This is a genomic window from Clostridium celatum (assembly GCF_021412605.1).
Classification (GTDB): Bacteria; Bacillota; Clostridia; order Clostridiales; family Clostridiaceae; genus Clostridium; species Clostridium celatum.
In genome coordinates this window covers 95836-122315 of record NZ_JAJKGM010000006.1, presented here as the reverse complement: position 1 = coordinate 122315, position 26480 = coordinate 95836, and the positions used below count along the sequence as shown (strand labels likewise).

23 protein-coding genes are annotated in these 26480 nt (G+C 26.6%); 5 read left to right on the top strand and 18 right to left on the bottom strand.

The annotated features are described in order from the left end of the window. Positions 1-149: 149 nt before the first annotated feature. Entirely contained in the window at positions 150-1901 is a 1752-nt protein-coding gene (locus LPC13_RS04645; RefSeq protein WP_051040736.1) for an ABC transporter transmembrane domain-containing protein, read from the bottom strand. 36 nt (positions 1902-1937) lie between these two features. After that, positions 1938-3674, bottom strand: coding sequence for an ABC transporter ATP-binding protein (locus tag LPC13_RS04640; protein WP_234088633.1), 1737 nt, complete (start codon positions 3672-3674; stop codon positions 1938-1940). Positions 3675-4207: 533 nt separating this feature from the next. Here LPC13_RS04640 and pdaA point away from each other — a divergent pair. Then, positions 4208-5053, top strand: coding sequence for a delta-lactam-biosynthetic de-N-acetylase (pdaA, locus tag LPC13_RS04635; protein ID WP_005216453.1), 846 nt, complete (start codon positions 4208-4210; stop codon positions 5051-5053). Positions 5054-5166: 113 nt separating this feature from the next. Here pdaA and LPC13_RS04630 read toward each other — a convergent pair whose 3' ends face one another. The 8 genes from LPC13_RS04630 to LPC13_RS04595 form a co-directional block, all read right to left on the bottom strand. After that, positions 5167-5952, bottom strand: coding sequence for a hypothetical protein (locus LPC13_RS04630; RefSeq protein WP_005216451.1), 786 nt, complete (start codon positions 5950-5952; stop codon positions 5167-5169). A gap of 15 nt (positions 5953-5967) precedes the next feature. Next, positions 5968-6600, bottom strand: a complete 633-nt coding sequence (locus LPC13_RS04625; RefSeq protein ID WP_005216450.1) for a cyclodeaminase/cyclohydrolase family protein — start codon at positions 6598-6600, stop codon at positions 5968-5970. Between the two features lie 5 nt (positions 6601-6605). Further along, positions 6606-7760, bottom strand: a complete 1155-nt coding sequence (locus LPC13_RS04620; RefSeq protein ID WP_005216448.1) for a glycosyltransferase — start codon at positions 7758-7760, stop codon at positions 6606-6608. Between the two features lie 5 nt (positions 7761-7765). Next, on the bottom strand, positions 7766-9040 hold the full coding sequence (locus LPC13_RS04615) for a glycosyltransferase (protein ID WP_005216447.1): 1275 nt from the start codon (positions 9038-9040) through the stop codon (positions 7766-7768). Positions 9041-9055: 15 nt separating this feature from the next. Next, entirely contained in the window at positions 9056-9805 is a 750-nt protein-coding gene (locus tag LPC13_RS04610; RefSeq protein WP_005216446.1) for a WecB/TagA/CpsF family glycosyltransferase, read from the bottom strand. 21 nt (positions 9806-9826) lie between these two features. Continuing rightward, entirely contained in the window at positions 9827-10915 is a 1089-nt protein-coding gene (locus tag LPC13_RS04605; protein WP_005216445.1) for a tetratricopeptide repeat protein, read from the bottom strand. A 128-nt stretch (positions 10916-11043) separates the two neighbouring features. After that, positions 11044-12771 carry a phospho-sugar mutase gene (locus LPC13_RS04600; protein ID WP_234088632.1) on the bottom strand — a complete coding sequence of 576 codons (1728 nt, stop codon included), beginning with the start codon at positions 12769-12771 and terminating at the stop codon, positions 11044-11046. Between the two features lie 147 nt (positions 12772-12918). Continuing rightward, complete coding sequence (locus LPC13_RS04595; protein ID WP_005216442.1) at positions 12919-13515, bottom strand: 50S ribosomal protein L25; 597 nt, start codon at positions 13513-13515, stop codon at positions 12919-12921. Positions 13516-14257: 742 nt separating this feature from the next. Here LPC13_RS04595 and glmS point away from each other — a divergent pair. Beyond that, positions 14258-16081 (top strand): glutamine--fructose-6-phosphate transaminase (isomerizing), encoded by a 1824-nt coding sequence (gene glmS / locus LPC13_RS04590; protein WP_005216440.1) that lies wholly within the window; start codon positions 14258-14260, stop codon positions 16079-16081. A gap of 26 nt (positions 16082-16107) precedes the next feature. On the opposite strand, the gene LPC13_RS04585 is transcribed toward glmS, so the two are convergent. The 3 genes from LPC13_RS04585 to LPC13_RS04575 form a co-directional block, all read right to left on the bottom strand. Next, on the bottom strand, positions 16108-16329 hold the full coding sequence (locus LPC13_RS04585; protein WP_234088631.1) for a hypothetical protein: 222 nt from the start codon (positions 16327-16329) through the stop codon (positions 16108-16110). 130 nt (positions 16330-16459) lie between these two features. Then, positions 16460-19711, bottom strand: a complete 3252-nt coding sequence (locus LPC13_RS04580; RefSeq protein ID WP_005216436.1) for a DEAD/DEAH box helicase — start codon at positions 19709-19711, stop codon at positions 16460-16462. A gap of 276 nt (positions 19712-19987) precedes the next feature. Beyond that, positions 19988-20341, bottom strand: a complete 354-nt coding sequence (locus tag LPC13_RS04575; protein WP_005216434.1) for a Spx/MgsR family RNA polymerase-binding regulatory protein — start codon at positions 20339-20341, stop codon at positions 19988-19990. A 167-nt stretch (positions 20342-20508) separates the two neighbouring features. Between LPC13_RS04575 and LPC13_RS04570 the strand changes: the two genes are divergently transcribed. From LPC13_RS04570 to LPC13_RS04560, 3 genes are all read left to right on the top strand, one after another. Next, a complete protein-coding gene (locus tag LPC13_RS04570; protein WP_005216421.1) occupies positions 20509-20937 on the top strand; it encodes a hypothetical protein in 429 nt (142 codons plus the stop codon). A gap of 184 nt (positions 20938-21121) precedes the next feature. Further along, entirely contained in the window at positions 21122-21943 is an 822-nt protein-coding gene (locus LPC13_RS04565; RefSeq protein ID WP_005216419.1) for a J domain-containing protein, read from the top strand. Positions 21944-21967: 24 nt separating this feature from the next. Beyond that, a complete protein-coding gene (locus LPC13_RS04560; protein WP_234088630.1) occupies positions 21968-22864 on the top strand; it encodes a DUF5685 family protein in 897 nt (298 codons plus the stop codon). A gap of 63 nt (positions 22865-22927) precedes the next feature. Here LPC13_RS04560 and LPC13_RS04555 read toward each other — a convergent pair whose 3' ends face one another. The 5 genes from LPC13_RS04555 to LPC13_RS04535 form a co-directional block, all read right to left on the bottom strand. Then, the gene (locus LPC13_RS04555) at positions 22928-23716 is read right to left on the bottom strand and encodes a hypothetical protein (protein ID WP_005216415.1); all 789 of its coding nucleotides are present in this window, start codon (positions 23714-23716) and stop codon (positions 22928-22930) included. A gap of 21 nt (positions 23717-23737) precedes the next feature. Next, positions 23738-24187: a DUF2383 domain-containing protein gene (locus LPC13_RS04550; protein WP_005216414.1), complete on the bottom strand. Its 450-nt coding sequence runs from the start codon at positions 24185-24187 to the stop codon at positions 23738-23740. A 182-nt stretch (positions 24188-24369) separates the two neighbouring features. Further along, positions 24370-24645: a hypothetical protein gene (locus tag LPC13_RS04545; protein WP_005216413.1), complete on the bottom strand. Its 276-nt coding sequence runs from the start codon at positions 24643-24645 to the stop codon at positions 24370-24372. A gap of 224 nt (positions 24646-24869) precedes the next feature. After that, the gene (dapG, locus tag LPC13_RS04540) at positions 24870-26078 is read right to left on the bottom strand and encodes an aspartate kinase (RefSeq protein ID WP_040420242.1); all 1209 of its coding nucleotides are present in this window, start codon (positions 26076-26078) and stop codon (positions 24870-24872) included. 19 nt (positions 26079-26097) lie between these two features. Then, the gene (locus tag LPC13_RS04535; RefSeq protein ID WP_005216400.1) at positions 26098-26406 is read right to left on the bottom strand and encodes a YlmC/YmxH family sporulation protein; all 309 of its coding nucleotides are present in this window, start codon (positions 26404-26406) and stop codon (positions 26098-26100) included. Between the last annotated feature and the right edge of the window lie 74 nt (positions 26407-26480).

The window sequence follows — 26480 nt, the reverse complement described above, 5'->3', positions numbered from 1 at the left end:
TAAATTAATATATTTTAAATTATATTACATATTTGTATAAAATTAAAGACTACTGACACTTTGTCAGCAGTCTGAAATAAAAAGTCAGCAATAAGCTGACTTTTTATTTTAAAACTGCCAAACTACTATTTCTAAATAATAGTTATTTTTTAAGCTCCTTCACTTAAGAACTTATATTGCGCCATATATAATTCATAGTAGCTACCTCTGTTATTTAATAGTTCCATATGATTTCCAATTTCCTCTATTTTCCCATCATTTATAACCATAATTTTATCGCAATCTCTTATAGTTGATAATCTATGTGCAACAACAAAAGATGTTCTACCATAAAGCAACCTTTCAATACCTTTTTGAACTAGCTTTTCAGTTTCTGTATCTATATTAGAAGTAGCTTCATCTAATATTAATATTCTTGGATTTGCAAGCAACGCTCTAGCAAAGGAAACTAATTGTCTTTGTCCTAGCGATAATCTAGATCCTCTTTCATTTACTTCTGTATTATATCCATTTTCAAGCTTCATTATAAATTCATGAGCATTTACAGCTTTAGCTGCATTTATAACATCTTCATCAGTAGCATCTAATCTACCATATCGTATATTCTCCATTATAGTAGTTGAAAATAAAAATGTATCTTGAAGCATTATTCCCATTTGACTTCTTAGACTTTCAATTTCCACATTTCTTATATCTTTTCCATCAATTAAAACTTCTCCAGAAGTTGGATCGTAAAATCTACTCAACAAGGAGACTATAGTTGTTTTTCCGGCTCCCGTCGCTCCAACCAACGCTATTCTTTCTCCTTTATTAACTTTAAAATTAATATTTTTTAAAACATGTGAATTTTCATCATAAGAAAAATCTACATTTTTAAATTCTACATTACCACTAATTCTTCCAATTTCTTTAGCATTTTTTTCATTTTTTATAATAGGTTTAATATCTAATATATCAAAGATTCTATCTGCTGCTGAAAAATTAGTAACTAATGTGTTATAAAAACTTGAAAGATTCATTATAGGTCTCCAGAACATTCCTGTATACATTGAAAAAGCTATTAAAGTTCCTAGCTTTATTTCCCCTTTACTTACTAAAGTATATCCCACAGCAAAAACCACTATTGTTCCAATCCCCCAAGCAAAATCTACTAATGGCCAAAATAAATCATTTAATTGTACAGCTTTTATAAATGCTGTACTTAACTCTGAAACCATAGCTTTAAAATCTTTTTCCGTACCCTTTTCTTTAGCAAACCCTTGTACAACTTTTATTCCTGAAAAATCTTCATGAGTAAATCCATTTAAATTTGATCTCTTATTTCTATATATTTCCCATCTTTTTCTTGAAAATGTCTCAATACAAAATATTGATATAAAAAGAAGTGGAACTAAGGCTATACATGCTAAAGCTAATTTAACATTCATCACAAGCATAATAACTGTAACACATAAAAGATTTAATAGTTGTGGTATAAGGGACTGTATACTTTGTGAAAACAAATTTTTTAATGCATTAACATCTCCAACTACTCTTGCAAGTATTTTTCCAACAGGCCTACTATCAAAAAAATCAAATGATAAATATTGTATATGACTGTATAATTCATGCCTTATATTTACTAAAATATTATTAGTTATTGAAGTTATCATACTCCATCTAATTCTAGATAATATCCACGCTACTAAATTCAATCCTATTAAAGCTACCCCAATTAAAATCAAGCCCTTTGTATCATTATTAGCTACATAGTCATCTATAGCAACTTCTAATAGTAGTGGATTAACAATTCCACAAACCATAACAAAAATCATTAACAAAACAACTATAAAAGCTTTAAATTTATATGGTTTAAGGTAAGTTAATAACTTAGCTGTTATTTCTCTCTTGCTTCTTCTCATTACCTCTTCATCTTTTTTTATCGAATTACTCCCCAATTATATTACCTCCTGTTCTAGCATATTAAAATCTTTAAATTGATCACAATAAATATCATAATATGCCCCTTTAAGATTTAATAATTCCTCATGAGTTCCTTGCTCCTTTATTTTTCCATTTTCTAAATAAACTATTAAATCCGAATTTTTAACCGCTGAAATTCTATGTGCTATTATGAAAGTTGTACTTTCCTTTTCTCTTTCTTTAAGATTCTTTAATAATTTATGCTCTGTTTCCATATCTAAAGCTGAGGTAGAATCATCTAAAATTAATATTTTAGAATTTCTAACTAAGGCTCTTGCTATTGAAATTCTTTGTTTTTGACCTCTTGAAAGTCCTATACCTCTTTCCCCTATTTCTGTGTCAAACCCTTCTTCTAAAGACTCTATAAAATCTAAAGCACATGCTAAATCAGAAGCTTTTTTTACCTCTTCAAAAGATGCATTATCATTACTAAATTTTATATTATTAATTATTGAATCAGAAAATAAAAATGTATCTTGTGGTACTATTGACATACTTTTTCTTAAAAAGTTTAAATCATACTCTTTAACATCTATACCATCAATCTCTACACTTCCTTCTTGCACATCATAATATCTTCCTATAAGATTTAATAAACTTGTTTTACCAGAACCTGTAGTTCCCATAATAGCTACAGTACTTCCAGCCTTAATATCTAAATTTATATTATCCAAAACAATTTCATCATTATATTTAAAGCTAACATTATTAAATTTAATATCACCATTAATGACTTCTTTTTTATATTTTTTCTCATTATTTTTTATTTCCGGATTTCTATCCATTATTGCAAAAATTTTCTTTGCTGAAGCTGTATTTCTTGAAAGCAAGTCCATAAGTTCCCCAAGCATTCTCATTGGCCATATCAAGTTCCATATATATCCACTAAACGCTACTAAAACTCCTATTGATATTTCTTCTCTCATAACAAGAAATCCACCTAAAACTATCATTATTACAAGAGATACATTAGTCAAGAACTCTATTGGTGGAAAATAATCTCCTATTATTTTTGCTTGCTTCATATTTAAGTCATAATATTTTCTATTCATACCTAAAAACTTATTTATTTCATGTTTTTCTCTTGCAAAAGCTTTTACTAATCTAACACCAGCTATATCTTCTTGCGCTGTTGTATTTATAACTGCTGTTTGATCACTTATTTCTTCATAGCATTTACCAAATTTCTTTTCTAGCTTAATGCCTATAAATCCTATAGGTACCATAACTATAAAGCATGCAAATGCAAGCTTATAATTTAAAGTAAATAATATTATTGTAGAAATAACAAAATACAATATATTTTCTATAAAAAGTCGTATACCAAACCCTATAGTCTGCCATATATTTTCAACATCCTCACCTATTCTTGACATAAGTTCCCCAGTATTCATATCATCAAAATACTTAAACTCTAGCTTTTGAATATGATTAAATAAATCATTTTTAATATCTGCATGTACCCATGTACTAAGTAAATCATATAAAAATTCCTTACCATACCCAAAGAATGATTTTATAAGTGTTATAATAAAAATCCCAACTAAAGTCCAAGTTATTACACTTTCATTTCCATTTGTAATTCCATCATCTATAAATATTTGTTGCAAATAAGGAATACACAAGTCCACTCCTATAACAATAAACATAGAAATAGTTCCTAGTATCAATGTTCCCTTATACTTAGAAACATATTTAAGTATTCTAGTCATTTAAAATCCCCCTTTTAATATATCCTCTTTAACGCTTTTGTTAATTATTGCTCATCGCTCTCATCCTTTCTAAAAAATAAATAAAGACATAGTTATTCCCTTACCTTTTATCTTAAACTTAAATTTCAAAGTAAAAAATAAAAGACAGGATTAATAACCATGTCTTCAAACTTCAATTTATTATTATAAAAATAAATTAAACAATTTTAAAATAATCTTTTTTATAGCTAAATTTATACACTACATTTTTTGATTATTCCTAGAGATAGGGTTATTAATATTTTCATTAAATATTTTATTGTTTTTTCTATCTTGCCATCACAAGCAAATATAGTATTTAACATATTCCTACCTCCTTTTCCTTAATCTTCTATAATTATATTCCTACATTTTTTCCTTGTCAACCACTTTTGTAACTATTATCCACTTTTTCTATATTTTTAATCTATAATTTACGACGTATTCTTACTTCATTAGAATTATAAAAAGTAAACTCTTTATCAACTCCCTCTTTTTCCCATGAGTAATATTAAATGTTATACAAAATATATAAATATAATAAATTTCAAGGAGGGATAACTTTGAATAAATATAAAGTTAGTATTTTTTTATTGATTTTTATTCTTTTATTTACTATCTTACCTAATACAACTTATGCCAACTCTAAAACTACAATACCAGAGGATAGCGAATTAAATTGGTATTTTGTAAATAGAGGAAAAGATACAACTCCAGAAGCACCAAAAGAATCTGCAGATTTTTTCAGCAAATATGATGCTTATTATGTTGGAAATACAGAAGAAAAAGTCATTTATCTAACTTTTGATGAAGGATATGAAAATGGCTATACTGAAAAAATATTAGATGTTTTAAAAGAAGAAAATGTACCTGCTGCATTTTTTGTTGTAAAACCTTATATAACTCAAAATCCAGATATAATAAAAAGAATGGCAGATGAAGGGCACTTAGTATGTAATCATTCTAATCACCATCCTTCAATGGCTACTGTTTTGGATACTGAAAAGTTTAATAAAGAATTTACCGATGTAGAAGAAGCTTATAAAGAAGTTGTTGGTAGTGACATGCCAAAATATTTTAGACCTCCAATGGGTAAATATTCTATTAACTCTTTAAAGAAAACTCAAGCCCTTGGTTATAAAACAATTTTTTGGAGCTTTGCTTATAAAGATTGGCTTATAGATAATCAACCTAGCGAAGAAATGGCAATTAAGAAAATAACAAATGGTGTTCATCCTGGTTGTATTATGCTTTTACATGCAGTTTCTAAAACTAATACTAATGTATTAAAAACAGTAATTGAACAAATTAAAGCTGATGGATATGAATTTAAATCTTTAGATGAATTAAATTCCAATTAATGTTGCCTAATTTTCATTAAATAATTTAAACTCAAAATGGATAATGCTAAATTTAAAAACTTTCTAAGTTTTATTATAATATAGCATTATCCATTTTATTATTTAATATGACTTTATAATATATTACACTCCTTTTTCAAAGTATCTTTGATATACTTTGGAAAATATAAAGTTAAATCCGAATGATTTTTATATCTATGAATATCATATTTCTTTTTAATATTAAGATTATTTAACGCTTCTATTAAAGGTTCAATATCACTTTTAAAGGTTTCTTCTTCATTTGAATAATGTAGATAAATACTATTACCATTATTCTCGTTATTTTTCAATCTATTTTCCATAAGAATATTAAGTTTATTTATTGATTCTTTTGATTCATCACCCATAATATAGTTTAATATATTTCTATGACTCGGAAGATATAAATAATTACCTAATCTATATTGTGGTGCACCTGCAACTATACTTGTATTCTTTCTTCCCATTCCAAAATATAACGCTGCATAAGCCCCTTTACTTGAACCTATATATATTTCTTTTTCCGCTTTAACCTCTTTACAAATATCATCTATTAATTTTTCTACATCAATAGCTATTGCAAAGTCCTTATTTTTCCCCAAGTAATAAGCACCTCTTCCGTCAAATCCAAAGTCATCTAGTATAAATAACTTATTACACTTAATTCCTTCTAATGTTCTAATATAGTTATATCTTGCCTTCTGGCCTTTTTTTGTACAGGCTGTAAAAACAATTAAAATATCATTAGACTTTTTATTAAATTCAACTAAATACTTTATATCATACATTTTACCTGTATATGTTTTTTGCTTAAATTTCATAAGATATTTTGTCTTTATAAGATCAGTGCCTTTGTTTATCTTTACCATAATTCCCATAAATAAAATTTTCTCCTAAATTCCAAAGCCCTTAACTATTTTTGATTTTCTTTCTAATGACTTTTTAATCATTTCTCTACAATCATTTGGTATATTTTCATATTCTTCTTTATTGCTTAAACTATTATAGTTTACAAATACATTTACTACAGCTGATTCTATTGCACTATGTAATAATATTGCTGCAACTATAGCATCTGAAGTCAAATTCTTATTTCCATACTCAACTGCAAATTCTATATTATCGTAAAACTCCAAAGAAGTTTTAGCTAAATTTAAAGGTGCTTCCATAGCTAATATAGTTTTTTCTTTTATCATTTTACTTCTATATAATTTTTCTTCTTCATTTTCCTTAGGAAGTTTAAAAGTATCCATAAGAGTTGTAAATGTACTTCTATCTGCTTCCATAAACTTCAAACTTTCCTTTATAAAAGCTTCACTTTTTTCTGCAAATACCTTCATTTTATCTTTATTTTCTTCATCTAATTTCTCAAAAGACTTTTTATATATAGTAAAAGAATATACCATTGAATTTAATGCTGAAGCTAATGCTGATACTAAAGCAGCTGTACTTCCACCTCCTGGTGATGGCAAATCTGTTTTTAATTCATATAAAAATTTATCAATACTATAATCTTTAAATTCCATATACTCTAACTCCTTTCCTTAATTACTTCTTGGTAAACATTAATTATTTTATTTACTATTATTTCAGGACTAAATTTATTGATACAATATTTTCTTACTTCTTGTGGATCATATTTTTCTATATTATTTTTTATATACTCCATTGCATTACCTAAATCCACAACATTATCCTTTTCTACTAAAATTCCTACCTCTTTGCTTATAATGTCTTCCGCCCCCCCATTATAAGCTCCAATAGTAGGCTTTCCACTGGCTAAAGCTTCAATATATACAACACCAAAAGTTTCATATCTAGAAGGTAATACAAAAACATCACATCTATTCATCCACTTTGAAACCTCTTCTCTTATAAGCGCTCCAGTAAAAATAACTTGCTTTTCAATATTTTCATCTCTTGCTATAGATTTAAGCCATTCTTTTTGACTACCTTCTCCACCAATTACAAGTTTCACACTTTGATTCTTGAATTTTTTAGCAAATGCCTTAATTAAAGTATCAAACCCCTTTTCACCCTCTAAAAAAGCAAGTGAAAAAAATATAAAATCATTATCATCTTTTTTTATATTACTAATATCAAATATCGATAGGTCAACTAAATTACCTATAACTTTTATATCATTTCTATTAGTCAATTCTTTTAATTCTTCTTTCAATCCATTTCCAACAGCAATTAGCTTATCTGCACTATTATAAGATTCTACTATCCTGTTATAATAGCTATCTCTAACATAAGCTCCTCTCTTTACTGAAGAATGCTCTGTAATTATTAAAGGAATATTATATTTTTTTGCTATATAAGAAGCACTTATTCCTCCCCACAAAGATGATTGTGCATGAATAATATCAACTTTTCCTTCTTTTTTAACTATTTCACTATAAAGTTTATCCATTCTTCTATCAAAAACTTTAAACATTAAAGGATTCTTTGGAATAAAATTATAATTCTTATATCTATAAGTTCTTAAGCCTTTTTCAACATTAAAATTAATTCCTATCTTTTCATTAACCTTTCCTAGTAATGTTAATGGCCAAATTTCATTATATGCAACCGTCACCTTAATTCCTGCATCTTGAAGCTTAGTAGCCTGTTCTCTAAAAAAACTACCATGAACTTTATTTCTATTATTATCATACCAAGAAGGTATAAACATTATATGCATAATCCTTACCCCTTTAAAATTTCATTAAGCTTTTTAGAAATATGTTTCCATCTATATTCTTCTATAGGTCCATATTGCTTTCCTGAAGTTACAATACCAACCATTTTTTTAATTCCTTTTTGTATTTCTTCTTTATTGTTACTAACTACTATACATTTTTCTTTATTTAAAACAACATCTTTTATAGGATCATTTTCATCACCTAATATAACAAAGATAAGTCCATCTGCTCCAAAGTAATCATAAATTTTAGCTGGAATTTGCTTTGAATTTTTATTACCAAATAAAAGTAAAACCTCACTATTAAGCATATATCCTAAAGCCTCGTTATACGGAATCCTTGGTGAAACATTTATATTTTCTACTGATATAAGCTTATTTTTTATATCTTCATCATCAATATTTCCAAAGAATAATATATTAAGTTTTTTGAATAACTCATTATCCTTTTCTTTTATTTCATCTAAGGCATCTATAAATGGTCTTACATCTCTAAGCTTTGAAAAAATTTCACCTGCATAAACAAAATTTATTTTTTCATCACTCAACATTTTAGGATTTGAACTTATTTTAATTTCATTATATTGTTCTTCATCATATCCTCTAGTTACTATAAAAGTTTTTTCAATTGGAATATTATATGTTTGTATATAATCGTCCCTATTTGCCTTAGTTACAAAAATAAACCTGTCACTAAGTTCTACTATTTTCTTTTCATAGCCTTCTTCAAATTTCCTTCTAAATTTACTTATATTTTCTCTTGTTGAGTCCTTAAGCCAAGGATCACTCCAATATGTAACCCAGGGAATATTCTTAAACTCTTCTTTTATTTTCAATGCACAAATATGACTTGAAGGTGGTTCATGCATTGAAAATATAACATCAAATTTTTCTTTTTTAGTTAATTCAATACCGTATCTAGCTGCATTCTTTGCCCAATTAAAATACATATCTGGAATTGCCACTAAAGACTTTCCTTTTCTTAAAGCTGTCTTTACAAAGCTTTTTTTATTGTTTCCAGCTTTTGCTATATTATTAGATTTTTTAGGCATTATCCTTTCAAAAATCTTTCCACCACTAATTATATGCATTTTAACTTTTTTATCTAACATGCTCAATATATATTCATCATAATATATTGAATTTTTAGGGAAATTTACTGTTAAAAGATGAACTTCATTTCCTTCTATTTTAGATAAGTTATTTAAATACTGTAATGTTTCTATAGATGCTGAGTTATTTATAAGAGGTGAATAGCAAGCTATAAATAATATCTTCATTATGCTTACCTCCTTTTATACCTTTCCATTATCTTTGCCTTTATTTTTAATTACAAGCCATATAAATTTAGGAATACTTCCAAGCCTCTTTATTCTCCACGGTTCTTTAGCTACTCTGTATGCCCATTCCATACCAATATTTATCATCCACTGAGGAGCTCTATTTACTTTTTCAGCAATAACATCAAAGCTCCCCCCAACTCCCATAAAAATTCTACAAGGTAACTCATCCATATACTTTACTATAAAGTTTTCTTGTCTTGGGCAACCCATCGCCACAAATAATGCCATTGGTTTTTTTTCTTTTATTTCATCTAAAATTTCTTTAGGATTATTTAAATCAAAAAATCCATTATGATATCCTACAATTTTCACTTTTGGATGATCGCGTAATATATTTGCTACACAGGTTTTCACACTTTCTTCATCTGCACCTAATAAATAAATACCATCTCCACTTTTTTCACAAGACATAATTATATTTTTCATAAGCTCAATTCCTGCAATTTTTTCACTTACAGGCGTATTTAATATCTTTGCACTTATTTGTACTCCAACACCATCAGGTATTATAATAGATGAATCAGATGTAAAATTATCAAAAAGTTCCTTATTATTTAATCCAGTATATAAAACCTCTGGATTCCCTGAGATAATATGAACTTTTTCATAAGATGATATTTCTTCCAAACATTTATCCATACTAGAAGAAAACACCTTATATCCCATAATATCTATATATTTGTTTTTCTCATCTTTTCTCATTTATTGTCTTCCTTTTTACTACTATTTATTTATCATAGTATCTAACTGTTTTACTATTTCATCTTCTGAATTTAATTTTTTAGCTATATCTAAATGAAGTTTAGCATTTTCTAAATCATTAAGATTTAAATAACACATAACAATATTAGTGCAAATTTCAACATCTCTTGATGCTTCAAATGCCTTTTTGAAATATTTAATTGCAGCTTCAAACTCACCAAGACAAGCATAACTAAGTCCTAGTTCTACAACAGCTTCAAGTATACCACTTTCCCTCTTTATACTTTCTTTTAAATAATAAATTGCTTCATCAAATTTTTCTAACTTTCTAAAAGCAATCCCTAAATAATAATAAATTAATGGATTTTCTTCAAACTCTTCAGCCAATCTTAATAAAATTTCTACTGACTTAGCTGGATCTTCACCTAATAATTCTATAGCATTTTCATAATCACTAATATTATTTATATCATTATTAATTATTTCTACTTCTGGTGTTTTTTTACCACCTTTATTAAAGTATTCATTTATAGCTACTTTAGCAGCTTTAAAGTCTGTATCATCTTTTAAAATAATAGCTTTATACAGATATGCCTCTGGAATTTTTAAATTATTTTCTATAACATACTCTATATCTTCTAAAATTAAATCTTTAAATCCGTTATCCTTTTCTCTAATAGTCTCACCTACAAGTAAAAGCTTTTTCATAGCTTCTAAATCTTTTGAATATGTATAATATCCCTTTAATAATATATATCCATCTAAAAACTTTTCCTCGTTAATCTTTTTTGCAATTAATGATTTAATTATATTTTCAGTATCTTTTATGTAATCTAATATCAATTCATAATCATCATTAAATCTAAAATTTTCATCACATCCCATTGCAATGAACATTCCTTCTACAAAGTAATATATAGGAAGATTTTTAAGTTTTATTTCATCATTTATATTTGAACTAATATATTCTGAATTTATTGGTAAATATAGATCTTTATTTTTAAAATTAACATATGATGGAATTGATATACTTTCTTTAAATCCATCAACATTCATTTCTAAAAATAATAATTTACCTAACTTTTCTTTAATTTGTGATTTGTAATCCATAAATTACACTCCTTTAGTAAATTATTTCATTATACATAATACAGTATTACCTTAAAACTTTCAAACAAATCCAATATAAATAATAAAAGTCACCAATAAAATTAGTGACTTTTACTTAAAAATTTATATTAAGCTAATTTTTCATTTATTATTTCCATAACTTTTTCATTGAATCTTTTTAGCTTTTCTTCAGCATTAACTAAGCTTTCACCTTTAACTGCTGAATAAACTTTCATTTTTGGTTCAGTACCTGAAGGTCTAACAACAAATGATGAACCATCTTCTAAGATATATTTTAACACATTTGATTTAGGTAAGTTTATTACACTTTCCATATTATTAATTAAGTTTTCCTCTTTACTTAACTTATAATCAAGTTTAGTTGCAATTTTAACTCCATCTACTTCTGTTAATGAAGTATTTCTTAAAGATTCTAAACACTTAGCAATCTTTTCTTGTCCCTCTTTACCTTGTAACTCAATTGATATTAAATCTTCTTTGAAGAATCCAATTCTATTATAAAGTTCAATTAAAGCTTCATATAAGCTCTTTCCTTGTTCTTTATAGTAAAGAGTCATTTCTGCAATTAACATAGAAGCAATAACTGCATCCTTATCTCTTACAAAATCTCCTGCTAAATATCCATAACTTTCTTCAAATCCAAATAAGTATTTCTTATGCCCATTTTCTTTGAATTCTCTTATTTTTTCTGCGATATATTTAAATCCAGTTAAAACGTCCATTATTTCAACACCATAATAATTAGCAATAGCTCTTGCGCCTTCTGTTGTAACGATAGTCTTAATTATAACACCATTTGAAGGTAATTTATTTTCTTCCTTTAAAGCTGATAATATATAATCAGTTAATAAAAGTCCTGTTTGATTTCCAGTTAATACTTTATATTCACCACTATTTTCTTTAACAACTACACCAATTCTATCACAATCTGGGTCTGTTCCAAATATTATATCTGGATTTACAGTCTTAGCCATATCTAAAGCTAATTCAAAAACTTGTGGATTTTCTGGATTTGGATAAGATGCTGTTGGGAAGTTTCCATCTGGTAACTCTTGTTCTTTAACAACTTCAATATTTTCATATCCAAGTTCTTTTAATACTCTTCTAACTGGCATATTTCCACTACCATGTATTGGTGTGTATATAACTTTTAAGTCTTTAGCTTTTTCTTCAACTAATTTAGTTCTTATAGTAAGACCTTTTACTTCTTCAATATAAGCCTTATCAACTTCTTCTCCAATATATTCTAAAAGATTATCTTTTAATGCATCTTCTAGTGCAATACTCTTTATATCTTCATAATTTACAATATTATTAACTTCACCAATTATAATATTAGCTTTTTCATCTGTAACTTGGCCACCAAACTCATCATAAACCTTATAACCATTGTATATTTTAGGGTTATGTGAAGCTGTTATAACTATTCCCCCTTGACACTTCAAATGTCTAGAAGTAAATGAAAGCATAGGTGTAGGTCTTAAGCTTTCAAAAAGATATACTTTTATATTATTAGCACAAAGTGTTAACGCTGCTGCTTCTGCAAACTCTTTTGACATGTTTCTTGAATCATATGCAATAGCAACCTTTGGTGCTTCAAAAGATTTATTTAAATAATTTGCAAAGCCTTGTGTAGCCTTTGAAACTGTATATACATTCATTCTATTAGTTCCTGCACCAATTATACCTCTTAGTCCACCTGTCCCAAAATCTAATTCCTTATAAAATCTATCTTCTATTTCTTTTTCATCTGTAATACTTCTTAGTTCTGCCTTTATTGTTTCTGATATTACTGTTGAGTTTAACCACTCATTATACTTCTCTTTGTAATCCATATTATCCCTCCTAAACATTTTCAGTAATATTATATACATAAGAATATAAAAATTCAAACAAAAAATAGAGTTATTATAAAAAAAATATATAACTCTATCTTTTTACTACAATATTCTATCTTTTATTACATTTTCAGACTCATTTTTTTACTCTGAAGCTGCTGATTCCTCTATTTCATCCATCTCATCAGAAACTGTTTTACGCTCATAACTTATTGATGCAATAACTGAATTTAAATCATCTAAAATAGATATTTCTGATGCAACTTCTAAATCACCAAACTTATATACTGAACCAACATTACCTGACCCAACATTAAAATCTATATGCTTTGGTAAATTTTCTACTGAGCATTCTACTTTAACAGAATCTTTTTCTTTTTGCAAAACTATTCCTCTTTGATTAATATAATCTTCTCCTACATAATGAATAGGTACTGAAGAAATAATTTTATTTTTACCTTTTAATTCTTCTAAATCTAAATGAATTATTTTATTAGTAACTGGATCTCTTTGAACCTCTTTAATTAATCCCTTATGTTCTTCTCCATCTAAATCAAAACTTATAACACCATGTTCACCATTAACTCCAATTTCATGAGCTAACTCTAATTCACCTACTTCAAATAATAGATTGTTTATTTTCTTTCCATATAATACTCCTGGAACTTTCCCATTTTTTCTTGCCTTTTTTGCACTATTTGGAATATCAGCATTTCTTTTATTCATTTCTAAATTTGACATTTTACTTTCCTCCTGTTAAAAAACTCTCTTAGGATATTCTGACCAAAATTTTAGAAATTATACATTTATGCTACTATAATACTTATTTATATTTTCTAATTTATTGCATTTTAAAATTTATTTCTTTTCTAATATTATATTTTACTTATGATTTAACCTATAACTAATAAAAATTTCTTCTTTAAAACATATCATATTTTCATCTTATTTATCATATATTGTTTATATATGTATTTTTTGCTTTTATCTTCTTATTTAGTGGACAAATATTTTTTTTATGGTAGAATTATTTCGTGGTATACTAGATAATTCATGAAAGGATGTGATTATTATAGTAACAAACCAGAAAATAATTTTATAAAAGCGCCAGAACTTAAGTGATTTTCTAAAGGAAAGTCCTACTAAGCGTAGGAGTAAGTTTGCCTAACTAAATTGAAATTTATAGGCTCACTTAAGTTGACGAGGATGGGGAGAATCGAATTCTTCGGCGGGTGCCCCACGGTATCGCACTACCGTTAACGACTAGTAAAACTATGAAGTGATTTATAGCACAACACTAGTCTGGTGTTAAAACCTTTTTAAGGTTTTTTGAAGTCCTAGTATTAGTATACCCTTTTTTAAATACTAACTTCAAAACTCCTAATATTTTCATAAACTTATACCTAAGTTCATAATCTTTTAGGTATAGGTTCAGTTATCCAAATTATAATTTGGAAGTTTATTATTGAAAGGAAGATTTATTATGTGCGGAATAGTTGGTTATGTTGGAAGTAGACAAGCATCTACTTTATTAGTTGAAGGTTTATCAAAATTAGAATATAGAGGGTATGACTCTGCTGGAGTTGCTATCCTTAATAATGGAATAAATGTTAGAAAATTTAAAGGTCGTTTAAACAATTTAGCTACTAGCTTAAATACAAATCCTATTGAAGGTCATATAGGAATTGGTCATACAAGATGGGCTACTCATGGTGAGCCATCTGATATTAATTCTCACCCTCATACTACTGAAAATGCTACAATAAGCGTTGTTCATAATGGTATTATAGAAAACTATATGAAATTAAGAGAATGGTTAACTTCTAAAGGATATACATTCTTCTCTGAAACAGATACTGAAGTTATACCGAATCTAATTGATTACTACTATGAAGGTGATTTATTTGAAGCTGTAGTTAAAGCAACTTCAAAACTTGAAGGAAGTTTTGCAATTGGTGTTATTGCAAAAAATGAACCTGATAAAATAGTTGCTGTTAGAAAAGATAGTCCTCTTATAGTTGGTATTGGGAAAAATGAAAGCTTTATAGCTTCTGATATTCCTGCTGTTTTAAACCATACTAGAGATGTTTATCTTTTAGAGGATAAAGAATTTGTTATTTTAACTAAAGATGGTGTTGAACTTCTAAATGAAGAAGGCGATAAAATAGAAAAAGAAATTTATCATGTTACTTGGAATGTTGATGCAGCTGAAAAAGGTGGATTTGAAGACTTTATGCTAAAAGAAATTCATGAACAACCAAGAGCTGTTAAGGATACTTTAGCTGGTAAAATTTCTTTAGGTAATCCAATAACTATGGATAATATTTCTTTCACAAAAGACGAACTTAAAAACTTTGATAAAATATATATCGTCGCTTGTGGTACTGCATATCATGCTGGTGTTGTTGGTAAAACAGTCATTGAAAAATTTGCAAGAATTCCAGTTGAAATAGATGTTGCTTCAGAATTTAGATATAGAGATCCTATTATTACTAATAAAACTTTAATTATAGTTGTTTCTCAATCTGGTGAAACTGCAGATACTTTAGCTGTTTTAAGAGATGGTAAAAGACAAGGTGCTAGAGTTTTAGCTATAACAAATGTTGTTGGTTCATCAGTTTCAAGAGAGGCTGATGATGTATTCTACACTTTAGCTGGTCCTGAAATAGCTGTTGCTTCTACAAAAGCTTATGTTACTCAACTTGTAGCATTCTATATCTTAGGATTATATTTTGCTTCATTAAATGAAACTATGTCAAGTGATCAAATAGAAGAAGTTAAAGCTGAACTTTTAAAAGTACCTGCCAAAATTGAAAAAGCATTAGAGATGAAAGATTCTCTTCAAAAATTTGCTTCATCTCATTACAATCATAAGGATATGTACTTCTTAGGAAGAGGACTTGATTATGCAGTTGCTATGGAAGGTTCTTTAAAACTTAAAGAAATTTCTTATATCCACTGTGATGCTTATGCTGGTGGAGAATTAAAGCACGGTCCAATAGCATTAATTGAGAAAAATACTTCTGTTATAACACTTTTAACTCAAGAAGCTTTAAAGGATAAAATGATTAGTAATGTAAGAGAAGTATCAACTAGAGGTGGAAATATATTTGCTGTTGTTAATGAAGATGACACTACTTCTAAAGAGGTTGTTGATGATTTAGTTTATATTCCAAAAACTATTGATATCTTAACTCCACTTATAAGTGTTGTTCCATTACAACTAATTGCTTACTATATTGCTAAACAAAAAGGCTGCGATGTTGATAAACCAAGAAATTTAGCAAAATCAGTAACAGTAGAATAATTTCTATAAAAAAACTGGCAATCAAACTATTGCCAGTTTTTTTTATTCCTTTTATCCTTATCTATTTTAATTTTTTTTATAATTGAAATCACAGCACATCCAATTATACCCAATACTCCTCCAAGTGAAAAAAATAAAATTATTTCACCTGTTATAGCCCCTAAAATAATTCCTATTCCAACACCAATAGCAATTCCTTTACTTAAATATTCATAATCTTTTTCATTTAATATTAACTTCTCCCACATTCATGTTTCCCCTCTTAATACATATAAAACTTAATTTTATATATATTAGACATTAAATGCTATAAAAAAGTTCCTTTAAAAAAATTTTTAGGATTTATTAAAATATTTTAATAAATCCTAAATTAATTTACTATATAAATAACTCTTTAATTTCTTCACTACTTAATGAGCTTAAGAATCCTCCATTTGTATAATTTCCATTCATAACTTCATTTATTATTTCTTTTTTACTTTCTTGAAGCTTAATTATTTTTTCTTCAATACTTCCTTTTGCAATAAGCTTAATAACTTCAACAACATTTTTTTGACCAAATCTATGTGCTCTATCTGTTGCTTGATCTTCTATAGCTGGATTCCACCATGGATCAAAATGTATTACTACATCTGCTGATGTTAAATTAAGACCTGTTCCTCCAGCTTTTAAAGATATTAAAAATACCTTTGTTTTATTTGAATTATTAAACTCATTAACTAATTCTACTCTTTGTGATGCCTTAGTTTGCCCATCTAAATAAAAATATTCTATTCCTTCTGTCTCCAATATCTTCTTTAAATTATCAAGAACTGATGTAAATTGAGAGAATAATAATATTTTATGATCATTTTTTATAAATTCTTGTATAAGCTCTACTGTTACATCTATCTTTCCGCTCCCACCTTTATATCCTTCAACTAATATTGATGGATCTAAAGTAAGCTGTCTAAGCTTAGTTAAATAAGAGAATATAGTTATTTTATCTTTAGTAAAATCTTTTTCTTTCATTTTTACTTTTATATCATCTATATAAGATTTATATACCTTCTTTTGTTCATCTGTCATTTCTATAAGGAATCTTTTTTCAATTTTATCTGGTAACTCACTCATAACTTCTGTTTTTAATCTTCTTAAAATAAAGGGCTTAATAAGTCTTTTTAAATCCTCTGTATTCTTATCCCTTTTCATAAATTTATCTTGAAATTTTCGTCTAGAATATAAATATCCAGGCATTATATAGTCAAATAAAGACCATAATTCTAGTAAATTATTTTCTATAGGAGTACCTGTTAAAGCAAATTTCACCTTAGCTTTAATTTCCTTAACAACCTCACTACTTTGAGATAACGGATTTTTAATATTTTGTCCTTCATCTATTATACAGTAGTCAAAAGTAATATTTTCATATAAATCATAATCATTTCTTAGTGTTCCGTAAGTTGTAAGCAATACATCATATTTTTTTGCCTCTTCAGGTGTAAATGCTCTTTCTTCTTTGTTACCATGAATTATTTTTATATCTAAATCTGGTGCAAATTTTTCAAATTCACTTTTCCAATTATATATAAGTGATGTTGGCGTTACTATAATACTTCTTTTCCCTTTTTCTGATAATAAAAATGCTATAGTTTGAATAGTTTTTCCTAGTCCCATTTCATCCGCTAAAATTCCACCAAACTCATAATAACTTAATGTCTTAAACCACTTAAATCCAGTCAATTGATAATCTCTAAGATTTGCATTTAAATCTTTCGGTATATCATAATCAATACTATCTAAATTTTCTATCTTATTTGCAATATGAGAAGCTATATCTTTTCCATTTATAAAGTTCATATTATCTTTAAGTATAGCTTCATTTAAAAATACAGCTTTACTCTTATGAAGTTTTAAATTATTAGATTTTATAGATGTATCTTCTGCTAAGTCATCTATTAATTTTAATAATTTAACAACCTCCTCATCTCTTAAATCTACAAAACTTTCATCTTTTAATTTAAAGAATTTTCTATTATCTTTAAAAGCATTAATAATTTTTCTATACTCATCTTCGCTTACATTTTCAATATTAAAAGTAAATTCTAAATAATTTCCGCTTCCTTCTGTAATAGATGCATTAAGCGAATTAGCACCATAAATTTTTCTTTCTTTAAATCTATCTGAATAAAAAACCGTAGCTTTTTCTTTTAATTCATTTAAATCACTTGATAACAACTCATAAAGCTTCTCATCATCACCATTAAAATTAAAAATCTCCTTTTCTCTATAAAAAGATAAATTATTTAAAGCTTTTTCTATTTCTCTTTCTTTATTTAAATCCCTAATTATATATTGATCTTCTTTAGGTCCTTTTAATATATTAAACTCAACATCACCATAAATTGCTTTAATTTCAGCCCATGTCTTATTTCTTTCCCTATCAAAATATATTTCCAAATTTAAATTTTCTCTTATAATATTATTTTTCAATTCTTCATCAATGTTAATTTTATTACTTATTGTTTCTAATAAAGGAATTACCTTGTTAAATACTGCTTGTTTTTTATCACCTTTAAATGTTATATTTTTTTCTTTTGTTAAAATATCATTAATCCCCTTATAATATTTAATCTGTTCCTCAAAAGGCAAATAAATTTTATCTTCCCAAAGATAGACATCACCTTTATAAGTTAAAGCCTTTGGAATATCCTCATTACTTGTAATATTTATATCACCATTTTTCTCATTTACATTAAATTCAATAGGCAAATTTTCTTTTTTTACTTCTACTGTTTTAATCTCCTTACCATCATTTAAAGTTAAAGTCCTATTTTTAAAATAGCTTAAAAATCTTTTTAAAGCACTTTGTGATATTAATATAGTTTTACCTTTTCCAAAAGTATTATTAGTTACTCTATGTACTTGATATTCATTTTGAAATGTTTCATTAAAAGCTACATATTCTTCAACAAAGTTTAATAATTCTTCATCTTCTTCAGAAAAATAATGTATATCTGGGTTGTATATAAATTCTTTCCCATACTCTAAAGATTTTTTATTTTTTCTAGCTTCTATAAAATCAAAAATACTTTTTACAACATATAATTTTTTTACTCCAATTTTAAAGTCAGCCTCATAGTAAAACTTTTCTCTTCTATATTCCTTTCTTTCTATATTTACTTGTATATTTACTTTTTCTTTTTCATTATTATTTTTATCATCTAATAATTTTAATAATACTTCAGAATAATCCACATTCTCTTCTATATTTTTTTTCTCTACTATATACTTTTCTTCTTTTTTTAATTTAATCTTATCTTCTACAGCTTCCATAAATCTATAAAAACTAGCACCAATATGCTTACAAATATATGTAGAGTTAAAATCACAATTTTTTTTAAAATCCTCACAACTACATTCAGTATAAATTAAAGTGCTATTTTTTAAATCAAAAGATATATTAGTGTTATAAACATCTATATCACTTTCAGACATTACTTTCCCGTATATATCTAATGATTCATATTCTTTATCTACTATAGACTTTATATCTAATACTAAATTCTCCTTATAGCATCTCATGCCCTTTTTTAACCTATTATTAGCATCATTTTTTATCATTATAGTATTTAATTGTGCAATATTCATTTTTTTCACCTCATTAAATAAAGCTATGTTAAAATAAATTATCTAATTGCCTATAAATTTTAAGCTTTATTATAAATACAATACTTTTTATTTTATCATAAACTTTAATAAGAAAAACATCCTTCTATAAAAAAATTGACAAGTAATTTTAATAACAAATTAAAAGGGCAAATTAGCGGAAGCTTGATATCATCCTTATCCCTAATTTGCCATCTGTTATTCTAAACTTTAATTATATATATTTATTATTGTAATAAAACTTGATATTAATATATCTTATAAAATTTCTCTATATTTTTCTTCCTTAAAGCCAACTAAAACTTTATCATCACATATTAAAAGTGGTCTTTTTACCAGTTTACCATTAGTTGCTAATAGCTCTATCTTTTCTTTATCAGACATATCCTTTAACTTATCCTTAAGATTCATTTCTTTATATAAAACACCTGAAGTATTAAAGAATTTCTTTATCTCAAGTCCACTTAATTTAATCCACTCTTCCAACTCATTAACTGTTGGATTATCTAAAGTTATATCTCTATCTTTAAACTCCACATTATTTTCTACTAAAAATTTTTTTGCTTTTTTACATGTTGTACATTTAGGATATTGTAAAAATAATTTACTCATAACTCTTTTCTCCTTACATAATTGTTTTATGATATTTTATCATAATTATTATATAATAGTAAATATTCTTTCCATCTATTCTATTATTTACTCATTCTTTTTATATCTTAATATGTTTTCATTAGTATTTTTTGTATATAATAATATTTATAAAGGAGCTGATTATTATGGATATAACTAATTCGATGAATAATAATATGTATACTAAAATTTTATCTTTAATAAATGAAAAAGATTTAATACCAGCTGAAAATCTATTAAAAGAAGCTAATATTAAAACTCATGAATATCACTATCTTAACAGTCTAATTTTAGAAAAAAAAGCTTGGTTTGATACTGCCTTAGAAGAATTAAAACTTGCAATAACACTTGCACCAGATAATTTATTTTATAAAGATTCTTTAATTTCATTAATGGGAAGACATAGGCATTATAGCGATGATTACTATGATGGCTATAGAAGACGAAATAGGGGATGTTCTTGCTGTTGTTGTGATGATTGTTGTTGTGATTGTGGTAATTTTAGCTGTTGTGATTTAATTTGCTTAGACCAATGCTGTGAATGTATGGGTGGAGATTTAATTGATTGTATTTAAGTAATGAAAAATATGGAAAGAACTATTAAACACATAAGATTTAATAGTTCTTTCTATTTACAACTCGTTCATCATATTATATTAATTTTTTTAATTCAAATACTATAGATTTATATGACGAACTTATTTAAAGTCGCTTGAATATATTATAATGATTTAATAATATTTCTATGGAGATTTAGAAATGAACCCTTATAAAGTACTAGGAGTAAGACCTTCAGCTTCACTTGAAGAAATAAAAAGTGCTTATGAAAATTTATCTAGCACTTATAGCGTTGATAACTTTGAAAGTTCCCCAGAACAACCTTTTTTTGAGGATAAACTTTCTGAATTAAATGAAGCTTACAATTCATTAATCAATGATATAAAATACAAAGATATTAGAAAGTTAATTGAAAATGAACAATTCCTTTCTGCTGAAACAGAATTAAATCTTATAGGAGATAAAACTTCTCCTGAATGGAATTACTTAAAAGGATTTGTTATGTTAAAAAAAGGTTGGGTTCAAGCTGGTGTTAATCATTTAAAAACAGCTGCTGAACTTAATCCTACAAATGAAGAATATAAAGAAACTCTACTATTATTAAACAAAAAAATTAATCAAATAAAAGCTAATTATGCTCGTATGGCAAGAGCTAGAGCTGCTGCCTCTTCAAATAATAACAATAGTATGTGCGGTGGCGGTGGTCAATCAAATAATATGTGTGGTGGTCCAAGCCAAGGAGGAGGCGGAGGCATAGATCCAAATCTATTAAGCATGCTTATGGGAAATAACGCAAACCCTATGGGTAATGCTAATGCAACTGCAAATCCTATGGGCAATACCACAAATCCAATGGGCAATGCTGGCAATACCGGAGCTAATCCTATGGGTAATATGAATCCATTAGGCGGCGGTGCTAATAATAATCCACTACAAAATATGCTTATGCAAAGCTTAATGTCAGGTGGTGGAAATGGTATGAATATGTGCGGTGGTGCCCCTGGCGGTAAAGGAATGTGTTAAAACTTTAAATTAAGGAGAAGTTTAATGTTTGGTTATATAACTCCACTTAAAAGTGAACTTAAAGTTCGAGAGTTCGAATATTTTAGAAGCTATTATTGCGGATTATGTCATGAGATAAAAAAGGAATATGGGAATATACCTCGTTTTTGCTTAAATTACGACTTAACCTTTATTGGATTTTTATTAGAGGGACTTTATAGTGCACCATTAACTTTAAAATACGTTAAGTGTTTAAGACATCCAACTACAAAAATAATTATTGTAGATAAAACAGATACTTTAAACTACTCCTGTAATTTAAGTATTTTACTTTTTAACTATAAACTAAAAGATAATATTGCTGATGATAAAAGTATAAAAAGTAATTTCTTCAAACTTTTATTATCTCCAGCTGTTAAAAAAGATTTATTATCAATGAATAGTTTAGCATCTTCTATAGATAAAAATATAACTAACCTATCTATTCTAGAAAAAAGCAAAAACTTTTCTACCCTTGATGAAATATGTGCACCTTTTGGTGATACAATGGGAATTATATTAAGGGATTTTCCTTACGATATAGAGAATTATTCTATAGATTTAAGAAATAATTTATATTGGCTTGGATATTATATTGGTAAATGGATATATCTTATAGATGCCTTAGACGATTTAAAGAATGATATGAATGAAAATAAATTTAATCCTTTTAACATTATTTATAATAATGTTAATTTAAATTATAGTGAGCTTTTAAAGACTAATATATCCGATATTGACTTTTATATTTCAAATTGCATTTCAAACTGTATTGATTATATGAATAAGATTCCATTTAAAAAACACTTTGATATTATTAATAATACTATAAGTCTAGGCTTATTAAGTAAATACTACGAGATTTTAAATAAATTGGATCTTTTAAATTATGTTGTTAAATAAATATATATCCAAAAAAAATAAATGCAAGTGAATTATAATTAATCACTTGCATTTATTTTTATTTTATTTAGAATATACTATTATATCTCTTTTAGTAGTGTCTATTGCATTGCCATCTTTATCAGCATCATAAATGTTAGTTACAGTAACTTTTTGTATTTCACCTTTTATACCGTCAATACTAGACATGAATGAACTTCTACTTCTTTTATTAACTGTTGCTGATTGCTCTAATGTATTTTTATATGTTCCTTCAGTAGTTTCTACTAATACTTCTGTTTTTGCATCATTAGTTCCAAAAATCACATCATTACTAGAATTATTTACTACATCAACTCTTATTATTCCCCCAGTGAAATTAATAATTTCTTTTACTAAATTCAAATTAAGCTCTTTTGATTTTGATACTGGAACATCAAAATTCATACATCCTATAATACCATCTGGTGATACTGCCCATCCATCTCCTTCTTTTAAAACAGCATACGTATAACTCTCTGTACTTTCTTCACCATTAACTATAGCTGTTATTGATACATTTGCTTTTTGCGTATTATCATCTACTGCTTCTAAACTTTCAATAGTTGCAGCATTAATTTCTACATCTTTTCTATTGTTTTTCATTATCTTTATTATTTGATTTGTACTATATCCTATAGCATCTACATAAACATCAGAATATAGTTTAACCATTTCTTCTATATTATTATCAACATTATATTTATTAAATAAACTTAATGCTTCCTCTGCTGTAGGTGCTTTTACTCTAACTATTTCTTTACTACAACCTACTAAAAATAATACCAACATTATACTAAATAAAGCGCTAATTTTTTTTCTATATTTTTTCATATAATTCCCCTAACAATAATTTTATAGTTCTTTTAATTTCTTTTGTATACTATTAAGCTTTTCTAATTGATTATCATAATCTTTTATTACACCTTTAATATCATTCATTATACTTTCATCCATATTCTCATTTTCTTCAAGAAATTTATTTGCATTTTTTATTCCCATATTCATTGCTTTAATTGCGTGCTCACAAACCTCTGAATCCTTATTAATAGGAATAAGCTTTAATTTTTCAAAAGCTTCTGATATATTTCCTATTATTCCTAGTGAATCTGATGCATTCCCTCCTAAAGCCTCTATTCTATGTGTTATCGCTTCTTCATGCCTTTTAAAAGATTCAACAATTTCTCTTAATTCTTCTTTTAATTTAAGATTTTCAGCCTTATTTAAATAATCTTTAAAAGTTGCACCACCCATATGAATACCAGTTAAAAATTTATTTAGATCTTTTATTGTATTTCCTTTCATTTTTATCACCCTTCCTTACCTTTCTATTTTTCCCCTATAATAAATAATTATTTATATTTAAGCTTAAATTAGTAAAAAAATGTATAAAAAATGAAATATCTTCTTCTTTCATGCAAGGTGTATACCTTTGTAATTTTAATTATTACAGGCTATTTTTATATTATACATAAGTTTTTAACATATTACCCTATATCTTTTATATAAAAGCCTTTATTATATACTTCTTTATCATATTTTATTTCGATTTTATTACAAGCTCTTTCGTCTTTCTTGTTTACAATAAACTTTATTCCATTAATTGTTTCTTCTATATCTTCATCACTTTTAAAATCTGGATAAATTTCGTATGCTGGTCTTCCACATCCATAAAATACTTTAATTCTTATATACTCCTCTGAACTATTATTTATTAGTTCAGTTAAAGCATTCTTTGCTTTTTCATTAAAAATTATTTCCATTTTTCTCTCCTTCTTTCTTATACTTAAGTAATTTCATATATATTATATATTAACTTCGTTAAAAATTGAACATTTAACTTAATATAAAAATTCTTTTCTTAAAAAAATAAATAGAGACTGCTTAGCAAAATATCATTCTATTTTACCAAGCACTCCCTATTTTAAAAAAGTAATCATTATTTTAACTAATATCTATTTTTAAATATTTTAATACTCTTATATTTTTAATGCACTAATGATAATTGAAATTTATCATGCAATAATTTAATTGCTTTGCATATATCTCTTGAATAAATTAAACACCAAATAGTCATATTAGAGTCTGTTGTTTGTAATACTTCAATATCATTATTTATTAGTGTATTTATGATATTTGCCATTATTCCAGGTACACCAGTCATTCCAGCTCCTACTATAGCTATGGTACTACAATTTTCTATCATAGAAAACTTTATATTAGCTTTATTCATTATTTCCGTTAACTTTTCTTTTTCTGATGCATCAATAGTAAACATTTGGTGCGCTGGGAAAATATTAATCAAATCTAAGCTTATACCATTTTTAGCTACTAACTCTAACAAGTTTCTATATGCCTTTACATCTTTATTTTCTGATAATCTTACTCTCACCTGTATTCTATTATTTAAATGGGTTATTCCTGAAATAAATCTCTTTTCATCTTTAGATATATTATTTGTTATTAATGTACCCTTACAATTATTCATTGTATTCTTTATAACCAATGGTACATTGCCTTTTTTAGCTAAACCAACTGCCTTAGGATGAATCACTTTGGCTCCTTGATCCGCTAATTGAAATACCTCATTATATGTGATTTCATTTATTAATGATGCATTTTTAACCATTCTAGGATCAGCAGTCATAATTCCATCTACATCTGTATATATTTGAATTTCTTTAGCTTTTAATGCTACGCCTAAAATACAAGCAGATGTATCACTTCCACCTCTTCCCAAAGTAGTAAAATAACCCTCTTTTGTTACTCCTTGAAATCCACATATAACTGGAACTCTTCCTTCCTTTATAATTGCTTCAATTTTATCAGTATTAACATCTGTATATTGTGCATCATTATAATCATCATTTGTTATTATTCCTGCTTGTCCACCAGTTAATGGAACTGCATTAATACCTACTCTATATAAATCATTACATAAAATAACAGAACTAATTATCTCTCCACAGCACATTAATAAATCTTTAGCACTTCTATTATCTTCCTTAAAATTACTATCTAAAAGAGATAATAAAGTATCAGTTGCATATGGTTCTCCCTTTCTTCCCATTGCTGACACTACAACTACTGGTTTATATCCTTGCTTTATTCCTTCTAATATTTTATTAACTACTTGTTTTCTTCTTTCTTCTGTCGAAACAGATGTTCCTCCAAATTTTTGCACTACTATATTCAAGGACTCCTCCCCCTTAAGTTTAAGCTCTTGCCCGTTTTATCTTTCCTTCATCGGCGGAGATTACTATGACATTAGCTCCAACTTTAGTTACACATTCCCATGGTATTTCAATATATTCTTTACTACCACCAAGAAAACTAAACTTATTTGTGCTAACACCAACAACCAAGAATTTTAGATATCCTTTTTCATCGATTATAAAATCTATATTTTGTGCACTTTCATATTTTTCTGCAGATTCTAAATTAAATATTTCAAATCTTTCTAAATCACTTAAAAGCTTAATTTCACTATCTGGTTTCTTTTCATAATATTCAAATTCCTTCATAAATAACTACCTCCTTATACATAATATTATGCAAAGAGGAGGTAATTTATTACTTTCTAAACTTTTAGTGCTTT